The sequence below is a fragment of the Telluria sp. BA11 genome (genome assembly GCF_056680305.1).
Genome location: NZ_CM155275.1, coordinates 3,170,668 through 3,192,294, shown reverse-complemented (window position 1 = coordinate 3,192,294; position 21,627 = coordinate 3,170,668). Strand labels below are relative to the sequence as shown.

Here is a 21,627-nt window from a genome sequence, read left to right as displayed (position 1 = left end):
ATTACGAAATTTTCATTTCGAAAAATATTCCTTATAGAAATCAACGCCTTGTTTTGCTGGCACGTAATATGCATTGGCTCCCATGGTCGTCGAATAATCGTTACGACATCCGATACAGGGGCTGTGACACGAATGCGGCCCCGTTCATCGTACACACTTGGAGCGCAATAGAATGAAGAACGCATTACTCGCATTGCTGGTTTCCGGAATGATGGCTTCGGCATCCGCCGCGGTCGTAGTCAATGAAGGTTTTGACAATGTCAACACGCTCCAGAGCAAGGGCTGGATCGTGGACAACAAGAGCGCTCCACTTGGTACTCTCAATTGGTTCCAGGGCGATCAAACGAAATTCGATGCCCAAAGCGGCGCACCGGAATCGTTCGTCGCCACCAGTTTCAGCAGCGGTGTCGACGGCGGCACACTCAACAACTGGCTGTACACCCCTGAATTCTCGACCGTGCTCGGCGTAACCGTCTCGTTCTGGCTGCGGGCAGTCGACGAAGAAGGCTTTAGCGACAAGTTTGCGTTTGGTTTTGTCGACACCAAGGGTGTCGGATTTGACCTGGTCCCAAGCTTCACCGTTGGCAAGAATGGCTGGACGCAATACACGGCCTGGATCGGCCCACGCGAGGGTTCTGCCCGCTTCGGCTTCCAATACACCGGCGAAACGGCCGAGTCGAACTATGTCGGCCTCGACTCTGTCATGGTCGACGTGCCTGAACCGTCGAGCATCCTGATTCTGGCCGCTGGCGCCATGGGCCTGGTTGCCGCACGTCGCCGCAAACGCGCCTGAGCGCGCCACGCCACGTTGTCCGCCGAAGCGCACTACGCTTCGCACCTTTTGCATCGAACAGGTTTTTCCAGGAGAGTGTCATGTTCCAGAAACAACAAACCGGCCTGCGCGCGCTGCGCGCCGCCGGCATTGCCTTTGCCCTGATGGGTTTCGCCGGCCAGTCCGCCATTGCCCAGGAAGCACCGGTCGTCTCGAATGAGTCCCTGACCGTCGTGCGCGATGCCGAAACCGGCAAGCTGCGCGGCGCCACCCCTGCCGAAGCAGTCGCGCTGAAAGCGCAGTCCGTCAGGGCCTACGCGCGCATCGCACCGAAAGCAACCCTGCAGAAATCCCACAGCAGCGGCGCGCGCGGCGCCCGTCTGACCGACGAATTCATGACCACGTCAGTGGCAGTTCGTAACGCCGACGGCAGCATTACCGTTACGCACGGCGACACCCAGAATGCCGATTCGACCGGCCACGTTCACACCATTACGCCTGTCACGGAGTAATCATGCGCACCCCATCCTTCTCGCTCACCGCCGCACGCACCGTACTGGCCACCGCCAGCATCCTGACCTGCATCGCCGCGCAAGCTGCAACCATCACCATTCAGAGCCGCGATCCAGCCGGCTTCGGCTTCAACGATGCCACCCCGGTGGCACCGGTTGGCGGCAATAATGGCACGACGCTCGGCCAGCAACGCATGAACGTGTACCGCCACGTCGCCGATATCTGGGAGCGCAATCTCCAGAGCAACGTGACGATCACCGTGTCAGCCGGCTGGGAAGCACTGAACTGCACCGCCACCTCGGCCACGCTGGGCAGCGCCGGCGCATGGAATATCTGGAATAATTTCCCAGGCGGCAAGAAAAACACCTGGTATCCGGCAGCACTGGCCAACAAGCTGGCCGGTGTCAACCTGACTGCAGGCTTTCCTGACGACGGCACGGGCTACGGCAACGTCGACATCAAGACCCAGTTCAACGTCAACCTCGGTCAGCCGAACTGCCTCGCAGGCAGCAGCTTCTACCTGGGCCTGGACGGCAATGCCGGCGGCCAGGTGAACTTTGCCGCAACCCTGCTGCACGAACTGGGCCACGGCCTGGGCTTCTCGGTCGTCAGTGTGAACACGTCGACTGGCGCCCGCATCAATGCGGCGGGTACGGCGTATGTGTCCGAAGGCGGCCTGCCAAGCGTCTGGGAAGAGTTCATGTACGACAACACCGCCAAGAAGAGCTGGCTGAACATGACGTCGGCCGAACGTCGCGCCTCGGCGATCAACCCGCTGGGCGTGGCCTGGACCGGTGCCAACTCGGTTGCCGGCGCCAGCATCCTGCGCGGCACGCCACTGCTGAAATCAGCCGGCCCGGGCAGCACCATCCCGACGATGGAATTCAATGCGTCATCCTTCGGCCCAGTTGCACCGACCTCCGGCAAGCTTGGCGTGCTGACCACGATCATGCCTCAGGCTGGTGAAATCGGGCCTGGATGCTCCCCATTCGATGCAGCCAATACCGCAGCGGTCCGCGGCAAGGTACCGATCATCAATCGCGGTGCCTGCGCTTTTGCCCTCAAGGTCAAGAATGCACAGAACGCCGGTGCGATCGGCGTCGTGCTGGCTAACAACGCGCCAGGTCCGCTCGTTCCAGGCGGCACCGATGCTAGCGTCACCATCCCGTCGGTGGGTATCACGCAAGCGGAAGGCGAACTGCTGAAAGCGGCCGTGGCCGCCGCCAAGCCATACGGCTCGCGTGCACAAGCCGGTGCGGTCACTGCAACGTTTGCCGTTGACAACACCCGCAAGGCTGGCGCCGATGCCCTTGGTCGTCCGCTGCTGTACACCCCAGCTACGCTGGCACCGGGTTCGTCGGTCTCGCACTGGGACGTGACGGCATCGCCAAACCTGCTGATGGAGCCAAGCATCAATTCGGACCTGACCCTGTCGGTGTCGCCACCGCAGGATCTGACGCTGCCACTGCTGAAGGATATCGGCTGGTAATCGTTGGATAAAACGCTTCACGGCGCCAGGCGTCGTGAAGCGTGCCAACAAAAACGCCACCTTGCAAGGTGGCGTTTTTATTTGCTGCGAACGATCGTCGATTAGAAGATCAGGTACAGGATGACCAGTACAACGACCGGGATGCCCAGGAGCCAGCCAATGAAAAATTTACCCATGATAGTGTTCCTTCCGTGTTTGCAGTGTCGATGGATCCATCTTGCGCCCTGTAGCCTCCCGGTTCAGTACGCTACTGCACGTCCACCAGCAAATTGATCCATTTGGTATCCGGCACCTCGCCAGGCGCGCACGGCAGGAACGCGGTGCGACGTGGATTTTTTGACAGGGCTATACTTAAATCATCACTTGTCGCCAGGCAGCGAGCGCGGTCCGATGCTGTGCATCGTTCGTGGCCACTACTGTCGGCGATGGCCTTCGTGCGCATCGCGCCAGCCGGGGCCCAGGCTCCGCAGCGCCAGATGCGCCCACTCACCATTCAATCAGGGGACTCTATGCCTACAACCTGGATTATCGCGGCCAATGCCGGTCGTGCACGTATTTTTGCCGATGCCAAATCTGCCAAGTCGCTGCAAGAAGTGGAAGACATGGTCAATCCTGCTGCGCAGCAGCGCGTGAGCGACATCGTGACCGACCGGCTGAGCCCGCGGGCGGCCGGCAATAGCGGCCACAGTATCGGTGGCGGCCAGGGCGGCGGCTTCGAGCACGCAGCACAGGCAGGCGCGCCGGGCAGCGACTACCAGCCAGCCGTCACGCCAGCCGAGCACGAAGCGCAAAAGTTTGCCAAGGACGTCGCCGCGTACCTGTTGCAAGGCCAGCAGAAAGGCCAGTACCAGCATCTGATCGTGTCCGCATCGCCCGAGTTCCTGGGCTTGCTGCGCACCGCAATCGATCCGCAGGTCAAAGCGCTGATCACGCATGAGCTCAACAAGGATTACACGCACTCGAGCGGCCACGAACTGCGCGGCCAACTCGCGGCGCATCTCGAAAAAGCCTGAGGTCGAACGACCGCAAGGTTGTTTCACCCCTGACAGGCCCGCCATTCCGGCGGGCCTGTTGCGTTATGGCCGTGCGTGTTCGACCGGCGAGAAGATCTCGCGCAGGTCGTCGGCCCCGATGGCCGGCGCCAGCTCGGTGTCCCCCGCCAGCAGGGCATTGGCCAGATCACCTTTGCGGCGCTGCATGTCCTGGATTTTTTCTTCGAGCGTGCCGCGCGCGATCAGCTTGTAGACGAAGACCGGCTGCGTCTGGCCAATGCGCCAGGCGCGGTCGGTGGCCTGGTTTTCGCTGGCCGGGTTCCACCACGGATCGTAGTGGATGACGGTGTCGGCCGCCGTGAGATTGAGGCCCACACCGCCGGCCTTCAGGCTGATCAGGAACACGCCCACCTGCCCCGCCTGGAACGCAGCGACCGGCGCGGCGCGGTCGACCGTGCTGCCCGTGAGTTCGACGTACGCGATGCTGCGCGCGTTGAGTTCACCGGCGATCAGCGCCAGCATGCTCGTGAACTGCGAAAACACCAGCACCTTGCGGCCTTCGCTGATGAGGGTGTCGAGCAATTCCATCAGCGCGTCGAGCTTGGCCGAGCCACCGGCCGCGCCCGTCTTGAGCAGGCGCGGATCGCAGCATACCTGGCGCAGCTTGAGCAGCGCTTCGAGAATCACGATGTGGCTGCGCGCCAGGCCCTTGCGATCGATCTCGTCGCGCACCTTGCGGTCCATCGCCACGCGCACCGTTTCGTACAGGTCGCGCTGCACGCCGCCGAGCTCGACCGGCAGGATGATCTCGGTCTTGGGCGGAAGTTCGGTGGCCACCTTGTCCTTGGTCCGGCGCAGCATGAACGGTTTCAGGCGTCGCACCAGCAGGTCCTTGCGCCCCATGTCACCGCCCTGCTCGATCGGTTTGCGAAACACGGTGTTGAAGCCCCGCTCGTCGCCCAGCAAGCCCGGCATCAGGAAATGGAACTGCGACCACAATTCGCCCAGGTGGTTCTGCACCGGCGTGCCGGTCAGGCACAGGCGATGGCGCGCGTCGAGCAGGCGCGCCGTCTGCGCCGCCTTGCTGCGGCTGTTCTTGATGTACTGCGCCTCATCGAGGATCAACAGGTGATAGCGATGACCGCGCAGCGCCACTTCGTCGCGCCCGAGCAGCGCGTAGGTGGTCAAGACCACGTCGACGTCGCCGATGCCATCGAACAGCGCCGTGCGCTCCTTGCCGTGCAACAGCAGCACGCGCAGGCCGGGCGTGAAGCGGGCCGCCTCGGCCTGCCAGTTGGGCATCAGGCTCGTGGGCGCCACGACCAGCGCCGGGCGGTCGAGCCGCCCCGCTTCTTTCTCGACCAGGATGTGGGCCAGTGCCTGGATCGTCTTGCCCAGGCCCATGTCGTCGGCGAGGATGCCGCCGAATTCGTACTCGCGCAGGAACTGCAGCCAGGCCAGGCCGCTGCGCTGGTAGGGCCGCAGGTCGGCCTGCAGGCCAACGGGCAATTCAACTGGCCGGATGCCGTCGAAATCGTTGAGCTTGCGGCCCAAAGCGCGCAGGCGCTCGCCGCCCATCCAGCGCAGGTGCGCGGCGCGCTCGAGTTCGGCCAGTCGCGCCGCATCCATCACCGGCAGGCGCACCCGGCTGCCCATGCGCTCATTAAAGTACAGCTCGCCCAGCGTGACCAGGATCGGTTTGATGCGGCCCCAGGTCACGGCCACACGCGTTTCGTCGTCGAGCTCGATCACCAGGTCGCCATTGTCGGCGCGCGTGGCCAGGGCCACCGGATCAAACTCCTGCGGCGCAGCGCGGATCATCTTGAGCAGCAAGGGCAGCAGCGCGTGCCGCTGACCGTTCACGACAATGCCCAGCTCGAGCGCGAACCAGGCTTGCCCGCCCTCACCTTCTTCATCGAGTTCGGCGTACCAGTCATCGACCTCGGCCAGGTGGTAGCGATAATCGGCTTCGATCTCGACCTGCCAGCCGGCCGCCTCCAGGCGCGGCAGCGCATCGCGCACGAAGCCAACCCAGGCCGCCTCGTCGGCAAGCTGCAGGGCGCCGGGCAGATCCAGCAGTGGCGAGTCGCGTGGCGGTTCGGCAAACCCGAGCCCGGTCAGCAGCGCCCGCGCCGCCGCCTCGAGCGCGGCATTGCGTACGATGAGCTGGACCCTGGTGTTCTCGACGCGGCGCAGCACCGGGCCGTCGTCAGGCTCCGCGATCCAGCCGTCGTAGTCGAACATCAGCGTGGCATGGTCATACCAGCGGTAGTCGCCGCGCTGCCTGGCCAGCATGCTGTCGAGCACCAGCAGGGGCACCGGCGCCACGTCGCTGCGCTCTTGCGTTTCCAGCACCTGCGGCAGCGGGAACACGCCATCCAGGCCAAGCTCGGCCATGCGCGTCGCCACGCTGGCGCGGTGCTCCGGCCACAGCAGCGGCGCCTGCTCCACCGCGCCGAGCAGCATCTCCAGCGGCAAGGGCGCCAGCAATGCCGGCAGGGTCAGCTCCCCGATCAGGTCGCCATCGATGTAGCAGGCCGGTTCGGTTGGCAGCACTTCGTCGGGAATCTGCTGCTCGCGTGCGCCGCCACCGGCAAATTGCCAGCTCAGCTGAAGCGCATCGGGATCGCCATCGAGCGGATGCCAGTCGATCACGGCCGCGCGCTTCGGGCCGGCCAGCAGCGGCGTGACCCGGCCGCGCGCCAGATCCTCTGGCGTGTGGGCACGCAGCAGCCGGTCTTGCGCGACGAGTTGGGCCAGCAGGCGTGCGCCCAGCGCGCCTTGCGGCCGCGCGACGCCCAGGCCGCCCGAGGCAGCCGCCAGGCCGGCAAACTGCCGCAGCAGCTCGACGTCGCCGGTCGCGATCCAGGCTGGTGGATCGCGCAGCAGGCCGTGGTGGTTGACGTCGCTGGAACTGGCGCCGATGCCGGCGCGCTTGCCCTGGCGGCCCTTGCGCAGATGCAGCCGGGAGTGGCCGTGCAGATCCGGCACCAGCACCCAGGCCAGGATGGTCACGGCGCCCGTGCCCGACAGCGCCGGCTGCGTGATCTGGCTTAGCTGCGAGAGCTGCATGAGCCAGTGCTGCGCGACGGCGTTGGCCGCGCCGGGCGCTTGCCGTGCTTCGCGTTCGCGGCACTCGATGTCCTTGATCAGGACCGACACCACGTGCTTGCAGTTGTAGCCCACCGGGCAGGTGCAGCGACCGTCGAAGTTGATTTGCTCGCGGCGCGTGAACACGCGGATGGTCTGATGGTAGGTCGCCCCGCCGCTGCCGGCGGCTTCGCCAACCAGCCGGTCGGCCTGCCACTGCGCGACCAGGACATGGCCGTCATCGGCGTAATCGTGGCCACGCTGCAGGGCGCCGGGGTCGAAGTTGTGCGTCAGGTCGGCGTAATCGTAATGCATGGGCAAATCGGACAATCATGGCGGCGAAGCCACCATTATCGCCCGAACACGTCAGTTCTTACTGCGCGACGACCTTGATCTGCTCGACGTCCACGGTAGAGTCGCCAAACATTTCCTTGTCGAACTCGCCGGTGAGTTCCACCAGCGTGTTGTGATCGACGGTCACGCCGGCCGGGAAACGGTCCGCGTCGATCTCGACGGTGATCTTGCCGCTGGCGTCGGTGAACTCGTAGTTCTCGTCGCCCTTGTGGCTGGTGAGCTTGCCCTTGAGGCGCACGTACTGGTCGTCCTTGCCATTGGCCAGCAAATCCTTGGCGGTCATCAATGGCGCGCCCGATGGGCCGGCATAGCCCGATGGCGCGGCTTTGGTGGCCGGGGCGGCAGTTGGCGCTACGGTGGCGGTTGCAGCCGGCGTTGCAGTCTGGGTTGCCGCGGTCTGGGCGACAGCAGCGGCCGAACCGGTGATCAACAGGGCGATGCAGGCGATGTGCGAAATACGTGTCATGGTCAAGTCCTCGGTAGTTGGTGGGTCGTTGCCTGCACAGCGTTGGCAGGCACAGACGCATTACACCGGCGGGACATTAAACCGATCTTAAGGGTGCATCGAAGTCGAGCGTGACACCGAGCCCGTGCCCGTCCAGGCCTGTACCAAAGGCCAGCGCGATGCCGTGCAGATCGGCGATGCGCCGGACGATCGACAGCCCGAGTCCGCTGCCCGGCTGGCCCTGCCCCAGCACGCGGAAGAACCGCTCGCTCAGGCGCGCGCGGCTGGCTGCATCCACACCCGGGCCATTGTCGCGCACGGCAATGCGGTCGAATCCGCCGTGCCGGCGCGCATCGATGACGATGCGGCTGCCGTCCGGGCAATAGCGCAGCGCGTTGTCGAGCAGGTTGCGCAGCACGATGTCGAGCATCTGCGGATCGGCCTCCACGTGTTCGAGCTCGCAGTGCACGGCGATGCGGATGCCGCGCGCCGCCGCTTCCTGCGCATGCGCGCCCACGAGGCGCTCAAACAGCGCCGGCAGAGGTACCGGCTGGCGCACCAGCTGTTCGCGCGCCAGCGGGTCCAGGCGTGCCAGCGTGAGCAGGCTGTCGACCAGCCCGGTCGTGCGCGCGATATCGTGGCGCAGCTTCTGGAACGGTGCGGCCAGTTCGGGATGCTGGCGCTGCAGCAGTTGTACATGCATGTGCAGGCCCGCCAGCGGCGTGCGCAGCTCGTGCGCGGCGTCGGCAGTAAAGCGACGCTCGGCCTGCAGCGCCGCTTCCAGGCGCCCCAGCACGTCATTGAGCGCCTGCACGATCGGCAGCACTTCGCGCGCCTGGCCGGCGGTGGGTACCTGCGTCAGGTCGTGCGGCGTCTTGGCCGCGATGCTTGCCGCCGTCTGGCGCAAGGGCTTCAGCACGCGCCCGGTCAGCACCCAGCACACGAGCGCCAGTAGCAGCAGGAAGCCCAGCACGGGCAGCCACAGCGATTCGGCCAGTTCTTCGAGAATATCGAAACGCTTGCTCTGCTGCTGGCCGACCTGAACCTCCACGCTTCGGGCCACGTCGCGCACGACAAACACGCGCCACGGATCGCCGTTGTTGCGCACGTCGGCGAAGCCGTCCTGCTCATCGAAATCCGTCACGAACGGCTGGGCAGGCGCGCCGCCGGTGCGCTGGACGACGCGTCCGTCCGCCACGATCTGGTACTGCATGTCGACCTTGCGGCCAGGCCGGCTCTCGAGCCCCGGCCGCAGCAACAGGCCGCGCTCGTTCCAATCGGTGGTGGCGGCCATGATCATGTGGCCCGATTCCTCGAGCGCGTCATCGAACACGTCATTGGTTTCCTGCCAGGCGATCACGGTGACGATGCCCAGGCTGGCCAGCCACAGCACGGTGCTGGCGGCCACGATGGCCATCAAGAGGCGCCGGCGCAGTGACCACGGCTGCACCGGCAAATCATTCACCATCAGTCTTCATCCGGTAGCCCAGACCGCGTACGGTGACGATGCTGTCGCTGCCGAACTTCTTGCGCAGATTGTGCACATAGACCTCGATCGCATTGCTCTCGACTTCGTCGCCCCATCCATACAGCGTCTCTTCGATCTGGGCCCGGGTGACGATGCTGTTCTTGCGCAGCAGCAGCGCATACAGCACGTTGTACTCGCGCGCCGTCAGCGCGACGGGCACGCCGCGCAGGCTGGCCGCCTTGGTGTCCAGGTTCAGGGCGATCTCGCCGTGCACGAGGTCATTGCTCACCTGGTTCGCGCCGCGGCGCACGGCCGCGCGGATACGGGCCGACATTTCCTCGAGTTCGAACGGCTTGACCAGGTAGTCGTCCGCGCCCAGGTCCAGGCCTTCGACGCGATCGGCCAGCGCATTGAAGGCCGTGATCAGGATGACGGCCACGCCATTGCCGGCCGCGCGCAACTGGCCCAGCAAGGCGTCGCCGGACAAGCCCGGCAAGCCGCGGTCGAGCAGCACGCAGTCATAGCGATGGGTCATCAGGGCCGTCTGCGCCGAGTCGCCGCGCTGGACCCAGTCGACAGCGTGACCATCGAGGCGCAACCAGGCCTGGATGGTGTCGCCAAGGGAGAGGTCGTCTTCGACGAGCAGAATGCGCATGGTGTGGAATGAGTGAATGGAATGCCTTGCCATGCTTGCGCGACAAGGTGAACCGAATCTTAAAGCATGGGCGACGTGGATGAGAATGCGTGAGTTTTCAGCGATACCGATGCCGTAGACTAGCAATTTTCCACGTTGGACTTCACGCCATGACTTTTCGACTTGCATTGACCCGCCTTGCTGCGCCGGCCGCGTCGCTGATGGCGTGCCTCGGCATGCTGGCAACCGGCCCGGCACTGGCTGCCGACACGAATTTTTGTACATCGATGTGCGAATCAACACAGCGTGAATGCCGTGTCGAGGCCAGTTCGGGTGGCAAGGAACGCTTTGTGCCGCCGCCCGAGACCGCTGCCCGCAATCCGCTGGCGCGAACGGCCGAGGGTGCAGTACCGGGCCAGGGTGCGCGCGCCCTGCAGGCTGCCGGCAACACGCATCGCCGGCTTGACCGGACTGGCACCTGTGACAAGTCGTATCAGCAATGCAAGCGCAGCTGCGTCGTCCAGACTGAAACGAAACAGCAGCCAGCGCCGGTACAGGGCTGAATTGCAGACTAGCGCAGGCTTTACGCTTTCTTCAGTGCCGACGCCTTGTGCGCCGCCTCCGCCCCGGTCTTGTCGCTGACCACCAGGTATTCCGGATGTTCTTTGGACGCCGCGACATGGTGACTCTTGATGTCGGTCGGCGCCGTCAACTTCTTCTTGATCTTGCCGGTGACCGTGCCCTGGGATGACTCCCACTCCACCTTGTCACCGGCCTTGAACGTCGTTGTCATGATTGTGCTCCTTTCAGCAATGACGTGAGCCGGGCTGCCCCGGCCCACGTTGCAACTTACTGGCCCGGCTTGAGAATCACCTTGGTCCAGCCATCAGCGCGCTCATCGAACTTCTTGTATGCGTGCGGCGCTTCGTCCAGCGACAGCTCGTGCGAGATGATCTGCGACGGCTTGGCGCGGCCAGCGTGGATCAGCTTGGCGAGGCTGCGGTTGTATGCCTTGACGTTGGCCTGGCCGTTGCCGATGCGCTGGCCCTTGAACCACAATTTGCCGTAGTCGAACGCCAGCTTGCCTTCCTTGGCCAGCTCGTCCTTCGCACCCGGATCTTCCGGCAGGAACACACCCACCACACCGATGCCGCCGGTTGGCTTGACCGCTTCAACCAGATTGTTCATCGTCAGGTTCGGTACTTCCTTGCCGTGCTTGTCGCAGCACTGGTAGCCCACGCATTCGCAACCGCAGTCGGCGCCCTGGCCGTCCGTCAGTTCCTTGATCTGCGCGGCGCCATCGCCTTCGATGTCATTGATGCCGATCGCGCCCATCTTCTCGGCCAGCGCCAGGCGGTCCTTGTTCGGGTCAACGACGAACACGCGGCTTGCGCCCTTGAGGAAGGCCGACATCGCCGCCATCAGGCCCACCGGACCGGCGCCATAGATGGCCACCGAGTCGCCCGGCTTCATCTGCGCCAGTTCGGTTGCGTGGTAGCCGGTCGGGAAGATATCCGACAGCATCACGTAATCGTTTTCCTTTTCTTGTGCATCCTTTGGCAGTACCAGGCAATTGAAATCGCCGTATGGCACGCGCAGCAGTTCAGCCTGGCCACCGCTGTACGGACCCATGCCGGCAAAGCCGTAGGCCGCGCCCGCGCTGCCCGGATTGCAGGTCAGGCAAAAGCCGGTCAGGCCGCGCTCGCAGCTTTCGCAAAAGCCGCAACCGATATTGAATGGCAGGCACACCATGTCGCCGACCTTGACGCGGTCGACGGCCTTGCCGACGGCGATGACTTCACCCATGTTTTCGTGACCGAGAATGCGGCCCGTTTCCATGCTGGTGCGACCTTCGTACATGTGCAGGTCAGAGCCGCAGATGTTGGTGGTCGTGATGCGCACCAGCACATCGGTCGGCTTCTCGATCGTGGCATCCGGCACGTTCTTGATCTGGACGTCGCATGGTCCGTTGTAGACAAGTGCTTTCATTGGGTTCCCTTCGTGAGGCGTTCGGTGAATAAAACACCTACTTTGGGAGTCGCACGATTGATGCTCTGTTCGCCAGGTCACAAACCGGGCGGCAGCGGCGCATGCGCCTACGTGACATTGTCCATCAGCACGCCAAGTCGATAACAAAAGGAAATTTGACTGCTCGCTGGAGCATTAGTGCATGAAAAAACGGCCAGCCCACAAGTGAGGCTGGCCGTTCGTGTCGTACGAGATTGACGTTTACTTCTCGACGATCTGGCGCACGCGGCGGCGCAGTTCGCGCTCCTGCTTTTCGTGCGCGGCCCAATCTTCGCGCACCCCGCGCCAGAGCGAGATCAGCATCAGGATGATGACCAGCGAGAACGGCACGGCAAACACGATGGTCGCGGTCTGCAGCGCCTTTAGTCCCCCTGCCAGCAACAGGCTGATCGCAATACCGGCGATCAGGCCGCCCCACAGCAGCTTGCTGCGGGTCGATGGATTCGGATTGCCGCCGCTGCTCATCATGCTCAGCACCAGCACGGCTGAATCGCCCGATGTGACAAAGAACACCACCACCAGCAGCGTGGCAACGCCCGACATCAGCATGCCGAACGGCATCGCGTCGAACATCGCGAACAGCGCAGTGGCCGTGTCGGCGCGCACGGCGTCGGCAATCGGAATCTGCTGCCAGATCTGCATGTGCAATGCAGTGCCACCAAAGATCGAGAACCAGATGAACGCGGCCAATGTCGGCGCCAGCATCGTGCCCAGGATGAATTCACGGATCGTGCGGCCACGCGAGACGCGGGCAATGAACAGGCCCACGAATGGCGACCATGAAATCCACCAGGCCCAGTAGAAGATGGTCCAGCTGCCGACCCAGGTGCTGTCGCGGAACGGCGTTGCACGCAGGCTCATGCGGACGAATTCGGTGACGTAGTTGCCCAGGGTGCTGGTCAGCGTATCGATGATCGCCACGGTCGGGCCGAGAATGAACACTGCCAGCGCCAGCAGCGCGGCCACGGTCATGTTGGCGTTCGACAGGATCTTGACGCCGCGCGCGACGCCGGTAACGGCCGAGCCCAGGAACATGACGGTGGCCAGCACGATGATGCCGATCTGCGAGGCTTCGCTTACCTCGAGGCCAAACACGGTATTCAGACCGTTGTTGATCTGCAGCGCGCCCACGCCAAGCGACGCTGCCACGCCAAAGGCGGTCGCCACCACGGCCAGGCCGTTGAAGAACCCGCCCATGTGCTTGACGATCGGCCATGGCAGCGCGTCCGTCACGGTGCTGACGAGGGCGACACCGCCGCGCCGGTACTGGAAGAAGGCAATGGCCAGCGCCACGGCGCTGTACACCGCCCACGGGTGAATACCCCAGTGGAAGAAGGTGTAGCGCATGGCGGCGCCCGCCGCTTCCGGCGTGCTCGACACGGTGCCGGGTGGCGCTTCGATGTAGTGCGAGATCGGCTCGGCCACGCCGAAGAACACGAGGCCGATGCCCATGCCGGCGGCAAACAGCATCGAAAACCAGCTGCCGAGCGCGAATTCCGGCTCGTCGTCTTCGCCGCCGAGTTTCAGGTTGCCGTAACGGCTGAAGGCGAGGAACGCGACGAACACGACCATGCCCAGCACGACCCAGAGGTAGAACCACCCGAAATTACGGGTGACGGTAGCAAGTGCGGTCTCGAACAGCGGACCCATGGTGTCGGGCGAAATGACGCCCCACAGAACGATGGCGAGGATGAAGCCCGCCGATAATGCTGTCTGCATAGTTTCTCCAGAGACAGAACGCGCGGGGCGTTGTGATAGTTAAATGACCACGCAATTGTAAGTGATTTGTAAATTTGCTGCGGCTCAGCAACTGTATGGCGTGCGCGATCTGTATGCAAAACGCATCAGGCCGTCAATTATCTGGACAGGGATGTGTAGTTCCGCAATAGTCACGGCCATTACGATATTCACTGGATTTTTCGCATGATCAATGCCCTGCTCCAAAGCACCGGCCCCGGCCCCGTCCCCGTCAACCTGACCGGTACTGAACAAAATGACACCATCCATGGCAGCGACCAGCGCGACAATATCGATGGCGGTGAGGGGAATGACACGATCTACGGTTACGGTGGCAATGACGACCTGCGCGGCGGCGGCGGAGACGACCGCATCGAAGGCGGCGACGGGGATGACCGGATCGAAGACAGCCTCGGCGCCAACCACTTCTTCGGCGGCAACGGTAACGATACCTTGACCGGTTCTAGCGGCAGCACCTACGCTGGCGGCGCCGGCAACGACTATATCCAGATCAGCTGGTTCACGAACGGCGTGGCAACCGTTGCCGATGGCGGCGCCGGCGACGACACCATTGCAATCGATATCGCGGGCGTCATGGTCGGCACCGGCAGCCTGGCCGGTGGTGCCGGCAGCGATCGCTTCGTCCTGAACCAGTTTGGTCCGCTTAATTTAGCGCAAGAGATCGTGATCACCGACTTCACGACCGGCGCGGGCGGCGACCAGATCGACATCCGCCGAATGTTCAACTTCGAACCGGTCGGCAATCCCTTCGACACAGGTATCCTGCGACTGGTCGCGTCCGGCGCCGACACCCTGCTGCAAAAACAGAGCACGGGCGATCCTGCGCTCTATCTCACGTTGGTCACCCTGCGGGGCGTCACGCCCGGGCAGGTCGGCGCAGCCAATTTCGTCGATGGTTTCGATCCGCGCGGTGGCACCACCGGCATGCTCCTGACCGGTACTGCCGGTAACGACACGCTCAACGGCACGGTCCTCGACGACCGGCTGCTGGGATTGGGCGGTAACGACGCTCTGTTCGGGGGCGCCGGCAACGACATGCTCGACGGTGGCGACGGCGATGACACGCTGCGCGACGGTGCCGGTGACAACGTCCTGCGCGGCGGCGCAGGCAAAGACCGGCTCGAGAGCTACTCGGAAGGCACCAATCTGCTCGAGGGTGGCATCGGCAATGATTATCTGTCCGGTGGCAGCGGCGTCGACACCATGCTGGCAGGCGCCGGCGACGACTATCTGAACCTGCGCGGAACCGGTGCACCGGGCCGCACCATCACCGTCGACGGCGGAGATGGGAACGACACCCTGGTGTTCGACGAGACACGCAACGCCGTGGCGATCCGTGCCAGCGGCGGGGCCGGCGCCGACCTGTTCGAGGTCCTCGCAACCGGTACCAACCTGATCATCACCGACTTTGGCGGCGCCGACCGCATCGACCTGAGCCGTGGTCTTCCGTATGGCCTGACGGACAATCCGTTCGGCGCTGCCGGTTATCTGAACGCACGCCAGGAAGGCGCGGACGTCGCGTTGTACATCGATCTTGACGGTGTTGCGGGCAGCACGCATGCGCCCGAGCTGGCGGCCGTCCTGGCCAACGTCTCGCTGGCATCGCTCGGCAGCACGCAGTTCGTCAACGGCTACCACCCCAATGGCAGCAGCCAGGGCAGCGTGCAGACCGGCACCGCTGGAAATGATGTGCTGGTAGGCGACACACAGGACGATACGATCGATGGCGGCGATGGCGATGACCAGCTCGACGGGCGCGCCGGCAACGACACCCTGCGCGGTGGCGCGGGCAACGACACGCTGGACGGCAACGTTGGCAATGACCTGCTGCAGGGCGGCGCAGGCAACGACCAGCTGTCCGGCGGCGACGGGGACGATACCCTCGAGGGTGGCGATGGCAACGACGACCTCAGGGACGCGCAGGGCGCGAACATCCTGCGCGGCGGCGAAGGCGACGACCGGCTGCGTGACGATGGCCTCTGGCTGAGCGGCGCCGGATCGCTGCTCGATGGCGGCGCCGGCGACGACAGGATCGACGTCGGCGGCAGCGCGGTCAGAAAGATCATCGGCGGCGCCGGCAACGATGAGATCACGCTGAGTCACGGCAGCGAACCCGCCGACGCGCCAGGCCTGCAGATCGATGGCGGCGAGGGCGACGATACGATGAGGTTCCAGTACCTGGACACGTCGCGCCGGATCGACGTCACGGGTGGCAGCGGCAGCGACCATTACAGGTTCAACGAATTCAACGATCCGGCCGCAGTGCTCACGATCCGTGATTTCCAGACCGGCGCCGGCGGCGATATGCTGGACGTTTTCTCCTTCTTTTACTACCGCGCCGACAATCCTTTCGGCACGGGCGGCGGCGCGCGCATGGTGCAGTATGGCAGCCACGTGCTGCTCCAGATCGATGCAGACGGCGTGGCCGGTCCACGCACGTTTGCGACCCAAGTTGTGCTCGAGAACACGACGGTCAGTGCGTTCACGTCCGACAACTTCCATGAGGGCAGCCATCCGGACGGCTCGTCGCGCGGCCAGACGGTCGCTGGCAGCCTGCTCGACGATCGCCTCTTCGGTGGCCGGCTAGACGATCTCCTGCGCGGCCTGACTGGCAATGACACCATCGACGGTGGCGCTGGCAACGACGTGCTCGAGGGTGGCGATGGCAGGGATTTCCTGAACGGCAATGAAGGCAACGATGAATTGCACGGCGGCGGCGGTAACGACGTCCTGGACGGCAACCAGGGCAACAACCGCTTGTATGGTGACGACGGCAACGACGTGCTCATTGGCGGGGCCGGCGACGACCTGCTGCATGGCGGCGCCGGGATCGACACCGTCCGTTACACGGCCGGGCGCGACAATTATACGATTGCCGGCTCGGCCGCGACCGGCACCTGGACCATTCATGAACGGGTAGCCGGCCTGAACGACAACCGCGACCAGCTCGAGTCCATCGAACGTGTGCAATTTGCCAACCGCACGCTGGCCCTGGACCTGGACGGCGCAGCCGGCCAGGCATACCGCATCTACCGCGCCGCGTTTGACCGCGCGCCCGACGAGATTGGCCTGGGTTACTGGATCGCCGCACTCGATCGCGGCGCTTCGCTCGGCGCCGTCGCCGGCGGGTTTGCCGATTCGCGGGAGTTCCGTGACATGTACGGCGCGGCGCCGAGCAATGCGGCCGTGGTCGGTCTGCTCTACCGCAATGTGCTGGACCGTGCGCCGGACGACAGTGGCTTCGCCTTCTGGCTCGACGTCCTCGACTCGGGCCGCGATAACGTGGCAGGCGTATTGGCCTCGTTCAGCGAAAGCGGTGAAAACGTCGCGGCAGTGGCAGACCTGATCGGCCAGGGCATCGCTTACCAGCCCTGGGAGTGATGAGACGCAGCGGGCGCAGACTGTATTTTCCAGGCTACACATAGTTCGCCACGGCAGCGGGTTTGGTCGCATAATTCATCAACGCTGTCATGACGATCTTCGATATGCCACTGACCCACGCTGCCCACGCCACCCTTACGCACCGCATGTCACCTGCTGCCGCCTGCGTGGCGCCCCGGGTGCCGGTCTCGCGTCTGTCGCGCCTGTACGAAGTCATGGACCTGATGCTCGACTCGGTCGGCGATCCGCTGGCCCTGGGCAGCCTGGCCGCGTCAGCCAGTTATTCGAGCTACCACTTCGACCGCATCTTCCGTGAACTGACGGGCTTTTCGGCGGTGGAGTACCAGCGCAAGCGGCGCCTGCGCCGCGCCGCCCACCTGCTGCGCCACGAGCCGGACGTACCGGTCGGGCGCATCGCGCAGGATTGCGGCTTTCCGTCCAATGCAGCGTTCGCCAAGGCCTTCCGCCAGCAGTTCGGCATGCCGGCCAAATCCTGGCGCGACGGCGGCTGGCGCATCTACATGGATGCCCAGGTCGGGCGCGAAAGCGATGTCAGTTTTTTTGTCGCCGAGCCGGGGGAACTCACCGCGCTGAACACCCCTTACTGCGCGCCCGTACCGGGCAGCGTTGCCGCGCGCGTCACGCTGCGCCAGTTGCCGGCCCTGCAGCTGCGCTACCAGCGCTTCTTCGGCCAGTCCGGCGCGGCGCTGTCGCTGGCCTGCAATGCCTTCATCTGCGCACAGGAAAGCGCCGGCATTCCACGCGGGGCGCCGTGGTACGGCGTATTTGACGAAGATCCGGGGTTTACGGGCGAGCGCGAATACTGCTACGACTTCGGCTTTGACGCCGGCGTGCTGGCCGACCCGGGCCTGGGGCTGCGCGTGCTGCCGGCCGGGATGGTAGCGATCCTTGAATTTCACGGCGAGTGGCCGCGCTTTCGGGCGATGTACGAAGACTGGCTCGAGCACCAGAGCGTGTGGCGGCTCGATGCGACGCGGCCCCATGTCCAGAAGGTCGCGCGCACCGAAGATGGCCGGTGGCAGGGCTGGCTGGCCCTGCCGGTCAAGCGGCGCTAGTTGTTCTCCACCGCGTTATCCGGCGCCTCGATGCGCATGAAGCGGCTCAGCACCAGCACCGGCAGCGCCGCCACCAGCACCCACAGAAAGAAATCCCGATAACCCAGCGCCTGCTGGATGTCGCCGCTGATCGTGCGAAACAGCACAAAACCCAGTTGCATGAAACCGGTGCCCAGCGCGTAGTGCGCCGCCTGGTACGGGCCGCTGGCCACCACCTGCATGATGAACAGGATCACGCCGACAAAGCCGAATCCGTAGCCAAACATCTCGAGCCCCAGCGCACTGACGATCAGCGGCATCGAGACGGGTTGCGCATCGCTCAGGTACCAGAACACGGCATTAGGCACGTTCATCGCCAGGATCAGCAGTGGCAATGCGCGCTTGAGACCCAGCCAGGCCGTGAAGTAGCCGCCCGCAATGCTGCCAATCAAAAAGGCCGCGGTGCCCACCGTGCCATACACCCAGCCCACCTGAGCGGTGGTCAACCCCAGGCCACCGGCCTCGCGCGCGTCGCGCAGGAACAATGGGCCAATCGACTGGATCTGCCCTTCCCCGGCGCGAAACAGGATGATGAACAGGATCGCCATCCAGATGCCGCGCTTGGCAAAGAATGTCTTGAACACGTCGACCAGCGTGGCCTGCACGTCGCGCGCATGACGGATCCGCCCCGCGAGCTTGGGCGTGGCCGGCAGCGCGTGCCAGTGGTACAGGCCCAGCGTCACCATCAGGCCGCCGAGCAGCAGGAACACGACGGTCCAGGCAGAAGCGATGCCAAACCGTTCTTCGAGTTCGCCCGCCAGGATCAAGAGGCCACCGAGCGAGAGAAATTTGGCGGCATTGAAGAAGGCGCCCTGCCAGCCGGCATAGGCCGCCTGCTCGCGCGCTGTCAGGCTGCTGATATAGATGCCGTCGGCGACGATGTCATGGGTGCTCGAGGCCAGCGACACGATCGCCAGCAGCGCCAGGCACAAGGCAAACCACATCGGCAGTTGCAGGGCCAGCGCAACCATTGCCAGGCAGGCGCCGCCGAAGATCTGGCAGGTGACGACGGCCATGCGCCGGCTCGGCGCCAGTTCCAGGAACGGACTCCACAGCGCCTTGAAGGCCCAGGCCAGGCCAAGCAGGCCCGTCCAGCGGGCGATCTGGTCGTTCGGCACGCCCATGCTCTTGAGCATCTGGCCGGCGACCAGCGCCACCGCATAGAACGGCAAGCCCTGCGCCAGGTACAGCGTGGGTACCCACGACAGCGGATGGCGCCGTGGCGCATGGTGGACCGGGGCAGCGACCAGCGTCTCGTTCATGGCGATTCCAGATGTAGGGTGACGATGCGGCTCACGCGACCGTGCGTGTCGATGCTGGCCAGTTTCACGACGCGCACGCCACGCACAGGCACCGGGTCGGCGTAGCGCGGACTGGTGGTATCAGGGTCGGATCCATCGACAGTGTAATGCAGGCCCAGGCCGGGAAAGGCGGTATTCGCCTGCAGCATGCCGTTCTCCACGCGGGCGCCCGGTGGCGGCAGGCGGTAGTGCCAGCCATGGCGATCAAGGCGCGGCAATTCGCGCCGGCCAAGGCGATTGGCAAATTCGTTCCAGTCCGGATGACTCTCCGGTGGCGACCACGCGCGTTCGGCCAGCCCGAGCAGGCGCGGCATCGCCAGATACTCGAGCCGCGCGCGCGAGCACACGTTCTCGCCCCAGAGCTGGCCCTGCAGGCCCGTGATGCCGGCGCTTGGGGCCAAGTCGAATGCATCGCGCGTGCCGACGAAACCGGCCCAGTAGTAGCCCGGTTCCAGCGGATGCTTGGCGTGGGCGAAATCGAAATACAGGCTGGTGGCATTGGCCAGCACGACGTCGAAACCGGCAGCGGCAAGTTCGGTGGCGCAATCGCGTTCGTGCGGCAAGCCGCCGTTGTTCCAGACGTAGACGTGAAAATCACGCCCGGCCTGGCGCCAGTCGGGTGCCAGCATGCCATCAGCGCGGGGTGTCAGTGCCGTTTCTTCCCAGCCCGCAAACGCGATGCCATGACGCGCCAGGATCGTGCGGCAGCGCGCCTGGAAGTCGTCGCGCAACGCGCGCACATCCGTCCACCCATGCGCGCGCATGCTGGCCTGGCAGACGGGCGAACCGACCCAGGCGCCGCCAGGGACTTCGTCGCCGCCCGTGTGCAGCACCTGCAGCGGTGCATCTGCTGCGCGGTACAGCGCCGCCACTTCAGTGACGACGGTGTCGATGAAGCGGTCGACCGACGGCAGCGCGATGCACATCACGTTGTCGTGCCACAGCTGCACCGATTCATAGGCGGACGTGTCGGCTGGGTCGCTGAGCAGATATTCCTCGGCGCCGGCAAGGTCGCCCGCTGCCACAAGGCGCGCATGGCGCACGCGCATCGCTTCGACCGCCGCGCGCGCGTGGCCCGGCAGATTAAATTCGGGGATGACGTCGATGTGGCGCGCTTTCGCATGGCGCAGGATCGTGACGAACTGGTCGGCCGTATAAAAGCCGCTGCCGCTGGATGTATCGACGGCGGCGCCAGAGCCGAACGACGGTGGTAAACAATCTCCGACGCCACGATGCGCGCCGATGGCGGTCAATTCCGGCAAGGCGGCAATCGCCAGGCGCCAGCCCTCGTCGTCGGTCAGGTGAAAATGGAAGCGGTTGAGTTTATACGCGGCCATGCAGTCGAGCAGGCGCAGCACGGTGTCGACGCTGGAGAAGTGGCGGGCAACGTCGAGCATCATGCCCCGATAGGCGTAGCGCGGCGCATCCTGCACCGCGCCCAGCGGCAGCGCGCCATCGGGCGACGCCAGCTGCGCCAGGCTTTGCAGGCCGTTGAAGACGCCGTGCGCGCTGGCACCCGTGAGCGCCACGCCCTGATCGATGATCTCGAGCGAGTACGCTTCGTGCCCGGGTTCAGCGACCGGCCCGATGGCGAGCGTCACCACGCCCTCCCCCGGCGGCAGGTCGGCCAGCAACGCGCGCAGGAACCGCACTTCATTGTCCAGCCCTGCTCCATGCACGATCGACGCGTCGCGCCCCAGACGATACTGGCCGCCAGTAAAGCGCGCCGAGCGTGGACGCGGTGTGATGCGCCCGACCTCGGCCTCGGGCAGAGTCGACAGCGCCGCGTTCTGCGCAAAGCGCCAGGCCGCATCAGCGGTGGGCACCGTGTCACCCCGTTTGCGGTGCCGCTGTTCGGGCCGCACGAACGGCGCAATGGCCGGGTCACCCAGATCGACGGCCGCGCCGCCCTGCCCCGGCAGCAGGTAAAAACCCAGCGGTGCATCGGTGATGCTGATCGCCCAGTGCAGCGCTTCGTAGTCGAGCGTGTGTGTCTGCCCCGGCAGCCAGGCATCGCCCCCCGGCATCGACAGCGCGAACAGGTCGCCATTGACGTGCGCGATGGTGTAACCGGCACTGACTGTCTCGGCCAGGATCTTGCGACAGGTGTTGAAGCACAGCGTCCAGCCGGGTGCGATGGGCGCACCGCCATCGTTGCGCAGCACGAGACGCGCGCTGAACGCGTCGTCGCGTATGAAATTGCTCAGGCATTCCCAGGCGATGTGGATCGCCGGGCCGCCATCGGATCGGTCCGTCATGGGTATCCAGGTGAAGGCGGGGCGGCCGA

General features: G+C 64.8%; 16 protein-coding genes. 7 read left to right on the top strand and 9 right to left on the bottom strand.

The genetic code is table 11. The annotated features are described in order from the left end of the window. The first annotated feature begins 172 nt into the window (after positions 1-172). The 4 genes from AC1MGT_RS14030 (at position 173) to AC1MGT_RS14015 (ending at position 3,787) form a co-directional block, all read left to right on the top strand. Positions 173-793, top strand: coding sequence for a choice-of-anchor J domain-containing protein (locus AC1MGT_RS14030; RefSeq protein ID WP_499500684.1), 621 nt, complete (start codon positions 173-175; stop codon positions 791-793). 80 nt (positions 794-873) lie between these two features. After that, positions 874-1,284, top strand: coding sequence for a post-PEP-CTERM-1 domain-containing protein (locus AC1MGT_RS14025; RefSeq protein WP_499500683.1), 411 nt, complete (start codon positions 874-876; stop codon positions 1,282-1,284). 2 nt (positions 1,285-1,286) lie between these two features. Beyond that, the gene (locus AC1MGT_RS14020) at positions 1,287-2,774 is read left to right on the top strand and encodes a PA domain-containing protein (RefSeq protein ID WP_499500682.1); all 1,488 of its coding nucleotides are present in this window, start codon (positions 1,287-1,289) and stop codon (positions 2,772-2,774) included. Between the two features lie 509 nt (positions 2,775-3,283). Beyond that, positions 3,284-3,787, top strand: a complete 504-nt coding sequence (locus tag AC1MGT_RS14015; protein WP_499500681.1) for a host attachment protein — start codon at positions 3,284-3,286, stop codon at positions 3,785-3,787. A gap of 63 nt (positions 3,788-3,850) precedes the next feature. On the opposite strand, the gene AC1MGT_RS14010 is transcribed toward AC1MGT_RS14015, so the two are convergent. The 4 genes from AC1MGT_RS14010 to AC1MGT_RS13995 all read right to left on the bottom strand — a co-directional run bounded on the left by AC1MGT_RS14010 (position 3,851) and on the right by AC1MGT_RS13995 (position 9,778). After that, the gene (locus AC1MGT_RS14010; protein WP_499500680.1) at positions 3,851-7,171 is read right to left on the bottom strand and encodes a DEAD/DEAH box helicase; all 3,321 of its coding nucleotides are present in this window, start codon (positions 7,169-7,171) and stop codon (positions 3,851-3,853) included. Positions 7,172-7,229: 58 nt separating this feature from the next. Further along, entirely contained in the window at positions 7,230-7,676 is a 447-nt protein-coding gene (locus AC1MGT_RS14005) for a YgiW/YdeI family stress tolerance OB fold protein (protein WP_499500679.1), read from the bottom strand. 76 nt (positions 7,677-7,752) lie between these two features. Further along, complete coding sequence (locus tag AC1MGT_RS14000; protein ID WP_499500678.1) at positions 7,753-9,123, bottom strand: ATP-binding protein; 1,371 nt, start codon at positions 9,121-9,123, stop codon at positions 7,753-7,755. Continuing rightward, positions 9,113-9,778, bottom strand: coding sequence for a response regulator transcription factor (locus AC1MGT_RS13995; protein WP_183553903.1), 666 nt, complete (start codon positions 9,776-9,778; stop codon positions 9,113-9,115). Before AC1MGT_RS13995 ends, AC1MGT_RS14000 begins: the two co-directional genes overlap by 11 nt. A 149-nt stretch (positions 9,779-9,927) precedes the next feature. On the opposite strand from AC1MGT_RS13995, the gene AC1MGT_RS13990 reads away from it, so the two are divergent. Continuing rightward, positions 9,928-10,320, top strand: a complete 393-nt coding sequence (locus tag AC1MGT_RS13990; protein WP_499500677.1) for a hypothetical protein — start codon at positions 9,928-9,930, stop codon at positions 10,318-10,320. Between the two features lie 20 nt (positions 10,321-10,340). On the opposite strand, the gene AC1MGT_RS13985 is transcribed toward AC1MGT_RS13990, so the two are convergent. The 3 genes from AC1MGT_RS13985 to AC1MGT_RS13975 all read right to left on the bottom strand — a co-directional run bounded on the left by AC1MGT_RS13985 (position 10,341) and on the right by AC1MGT_RS13975 (position 13,504). Further along, positions 10,341-10,550, bottom strand: a complete 210-nt coding sequence (locus tag AC1MGT_RS13985) for a hypervirulence associated TUDOR domain-containing protein (RefSeq protein WP_332530512.1) — start codon at positions 10,548-10,550, stop codon at positions 10,341-10,343. A 56-nt stretch (positions 10,551-10,606) separates the two neighbouring features. Next, positions 10,607-11,746 carry a glutathione-independent formaldehyde dehydrogenase gene (locus AC1MGT_RS13980; RefSeq protein ID WP_183553909.1) on the bottom strand — a complete coding sequence of 380 codons (1,140 nt, stop codon included), beginning with the start codon at positions 11,744-11,746 and terminating at the stop codon, positions 10,607-10,609. A gap of 240 nt (positions 11,747-11,986) precedes the next feature. Beyond that, entirely contained in the window at positions 11,987-13,504 is a 1,518-nt protein-coding gene (locus tag AC1MGT_RS13975; protein ID WP_499500676.1) for a BCCT family transporter, read from the bottom strand. A 204-nt stretch (positions 13,505-13,708) separates the two neighbouring features. Between AC1MGT_RS13975 and AC1MGT_RS13970 the strand changes: the two genes are divergently transcribed. Next, a complete protein-coding gene (locus tag AC1MGT_RS13970; RefSeq protein WP_499500675.1) occupies positions 13,709-16,924 on the top strand; it encodes a DUF4214 domain-containing protein in 3,216 nt (1,071 codons plus the stop codon). An 89-nt stretch (positions 16,925-17,013) separates the two neighbouring features. After that, complete coding sequence (locus AC1MGT_RS13965) at positions 17,014-18,000, top strand: helix-turn-helix domain-containing protein (protein ID WP_499500674.1); 987 nt, start codon at positions 17,014-17,016, stop codon at positions 17,998-18,000. Here the strand turns inward: AC1MGT_RS13965 and AC1MGT_RS13960 are convergent. Next, positions 17,997-19,301: an MFS transporter gene (locus AC1MGT_RS13960; protein WP_499500673.1), complete on the bottom strand. Its 1,305-nt coding sequence runs from the start codon at positions 19,299-19,301 to the stop codon at positions 17,997-17,999. The two genes, AC1MGT_RS13965 and AC1MGT_RS13960, sit on opposite strands and share 4 nt — an antisense overlap. Then, entirely contained in the window at positions 19,298-21,598 is a 2,301-nt protein-coding gene (locus AC1MGT_RS13955; RefSeq protein WP_499500672.1) for a family 20 glycosylhydrolase, read from the bottom strand. Before AC1MGT_RS13955 ends, AC1MGT_RS13960 begins: the two co-directional genes overlap by 4 nt. Between the last annotated feature and the right edge of the window lie 29 nt (positions 21,599-21,627).

Coding starts and splice junctions, on each gene's coding strand:
- AC1MGT_RS14030 (WP_499500684.1), top strand. CDS start 173: ATGAAGAACGCATTACTCGCATTGCTGGTTTCCGGAATGATGGCTTCG.
- AC1MGT_RS14025 (WP_499500683.1), top strand. CDS start 874: ATGTTCCAGAAACAACAAACCGGCCTGCGCGCGCTGCGCGCCGCCGGC.
- AC1MGT_RS14020 (WP_499500682.1), top strand. CDS start 1,287: ATGCGCACCCCATCCTTCTCGCTCACCGCCGCACGCACCGTACTGGCC.
- AC1MGT_RS14015 (WP_499500681.1), top strand. CDS start 3,284: ATGCCTACAACCTGGATTATCGCGGCCAATGCCGGTCGTGCACGTATT.
- AC1MGT_RS14010 (WP_499500680.1), bottom strand. CDS start 7,171: ATGCATTACGATTACGCCGACCTGACGCACAACTTCGACCCCGGCGCC.
- AC1MGT_RS14005 (WP_499500679.1), bottom strand. CDS start 7,676: ATGACACGTATTTCGCACATCGCCTGCATCGCCCTGTTGATCACCGGT.
- AC1MGT_RS14000 (WP_499500678.1), bottom strand. CDS start 9,123: ATGGTGAATGATTTGCCGGTGCAGCCGTGGTCACTGCGCCGGCGCCTC.
- AC1MGT_RS13995 (WP_183553903.1), bottom strand. CDS start 9,778: ATGCGCATTCTGCTCGTCGAAGACGACCTCTCCCTTGGCGACACCATC.
- AC1MGT_RS13990 (WP_499500677.1), top strand. CDS start 9,928: ATGACTTTTCGACTTGCATTGACCCGCCTTGCTGCGCCGGCCGCGTCG.
- AC1MGT_RS13985 (WP_332530512.1), bottom strand. CDS start 10,550: ATGACAACGACGTTCAAGGCCGGTGACAAGGTGGAGTGGGAGTCATCC.
- AC1MGT_RS13980 (WP_183553909.1), bottom strand. CDS start 11,746: ATGAAAGCACTTGTCTACAACGGACCATGCGACGTCCAGATCAAGAAC.
- AC1MGT_RS13975 (WP_499500676.1), bottom strand. CDS start 13,504: ATGCAGACAGCATTATCGGCGGGCTTCATCCTCGCCATCGTTCTGTGG.
- AC1MGT_RS13970 (WP_499500675.1), top strand. CDS start 13,709: ATGATCAATGCCCTGCTCCAAAGCACCGGCCCCGGCCCCGTCCCCGTC.
- AC1MGT_RS13965 (WP_499500674.1), top strand. CDS start 17,014: ATGACGATCTTCGATATGCCACTGACCCACGCTGCCCACGCCACCCTT.
- AC1MGT_RS13960 (WP_499500673.1), bottom strand. CDS start 19,301: ATGAACGAGACGCTGGTCGCTGCCCCGGTCCACCATGCGCCACGGCGC.
- AC1MGT_RS13955 (WP_499500672.1), bottom strand. CDS start 21,598: ATGACGGACCGATCCGATGGCGGCCCGGCGATCCACATCGCCTGGGAA.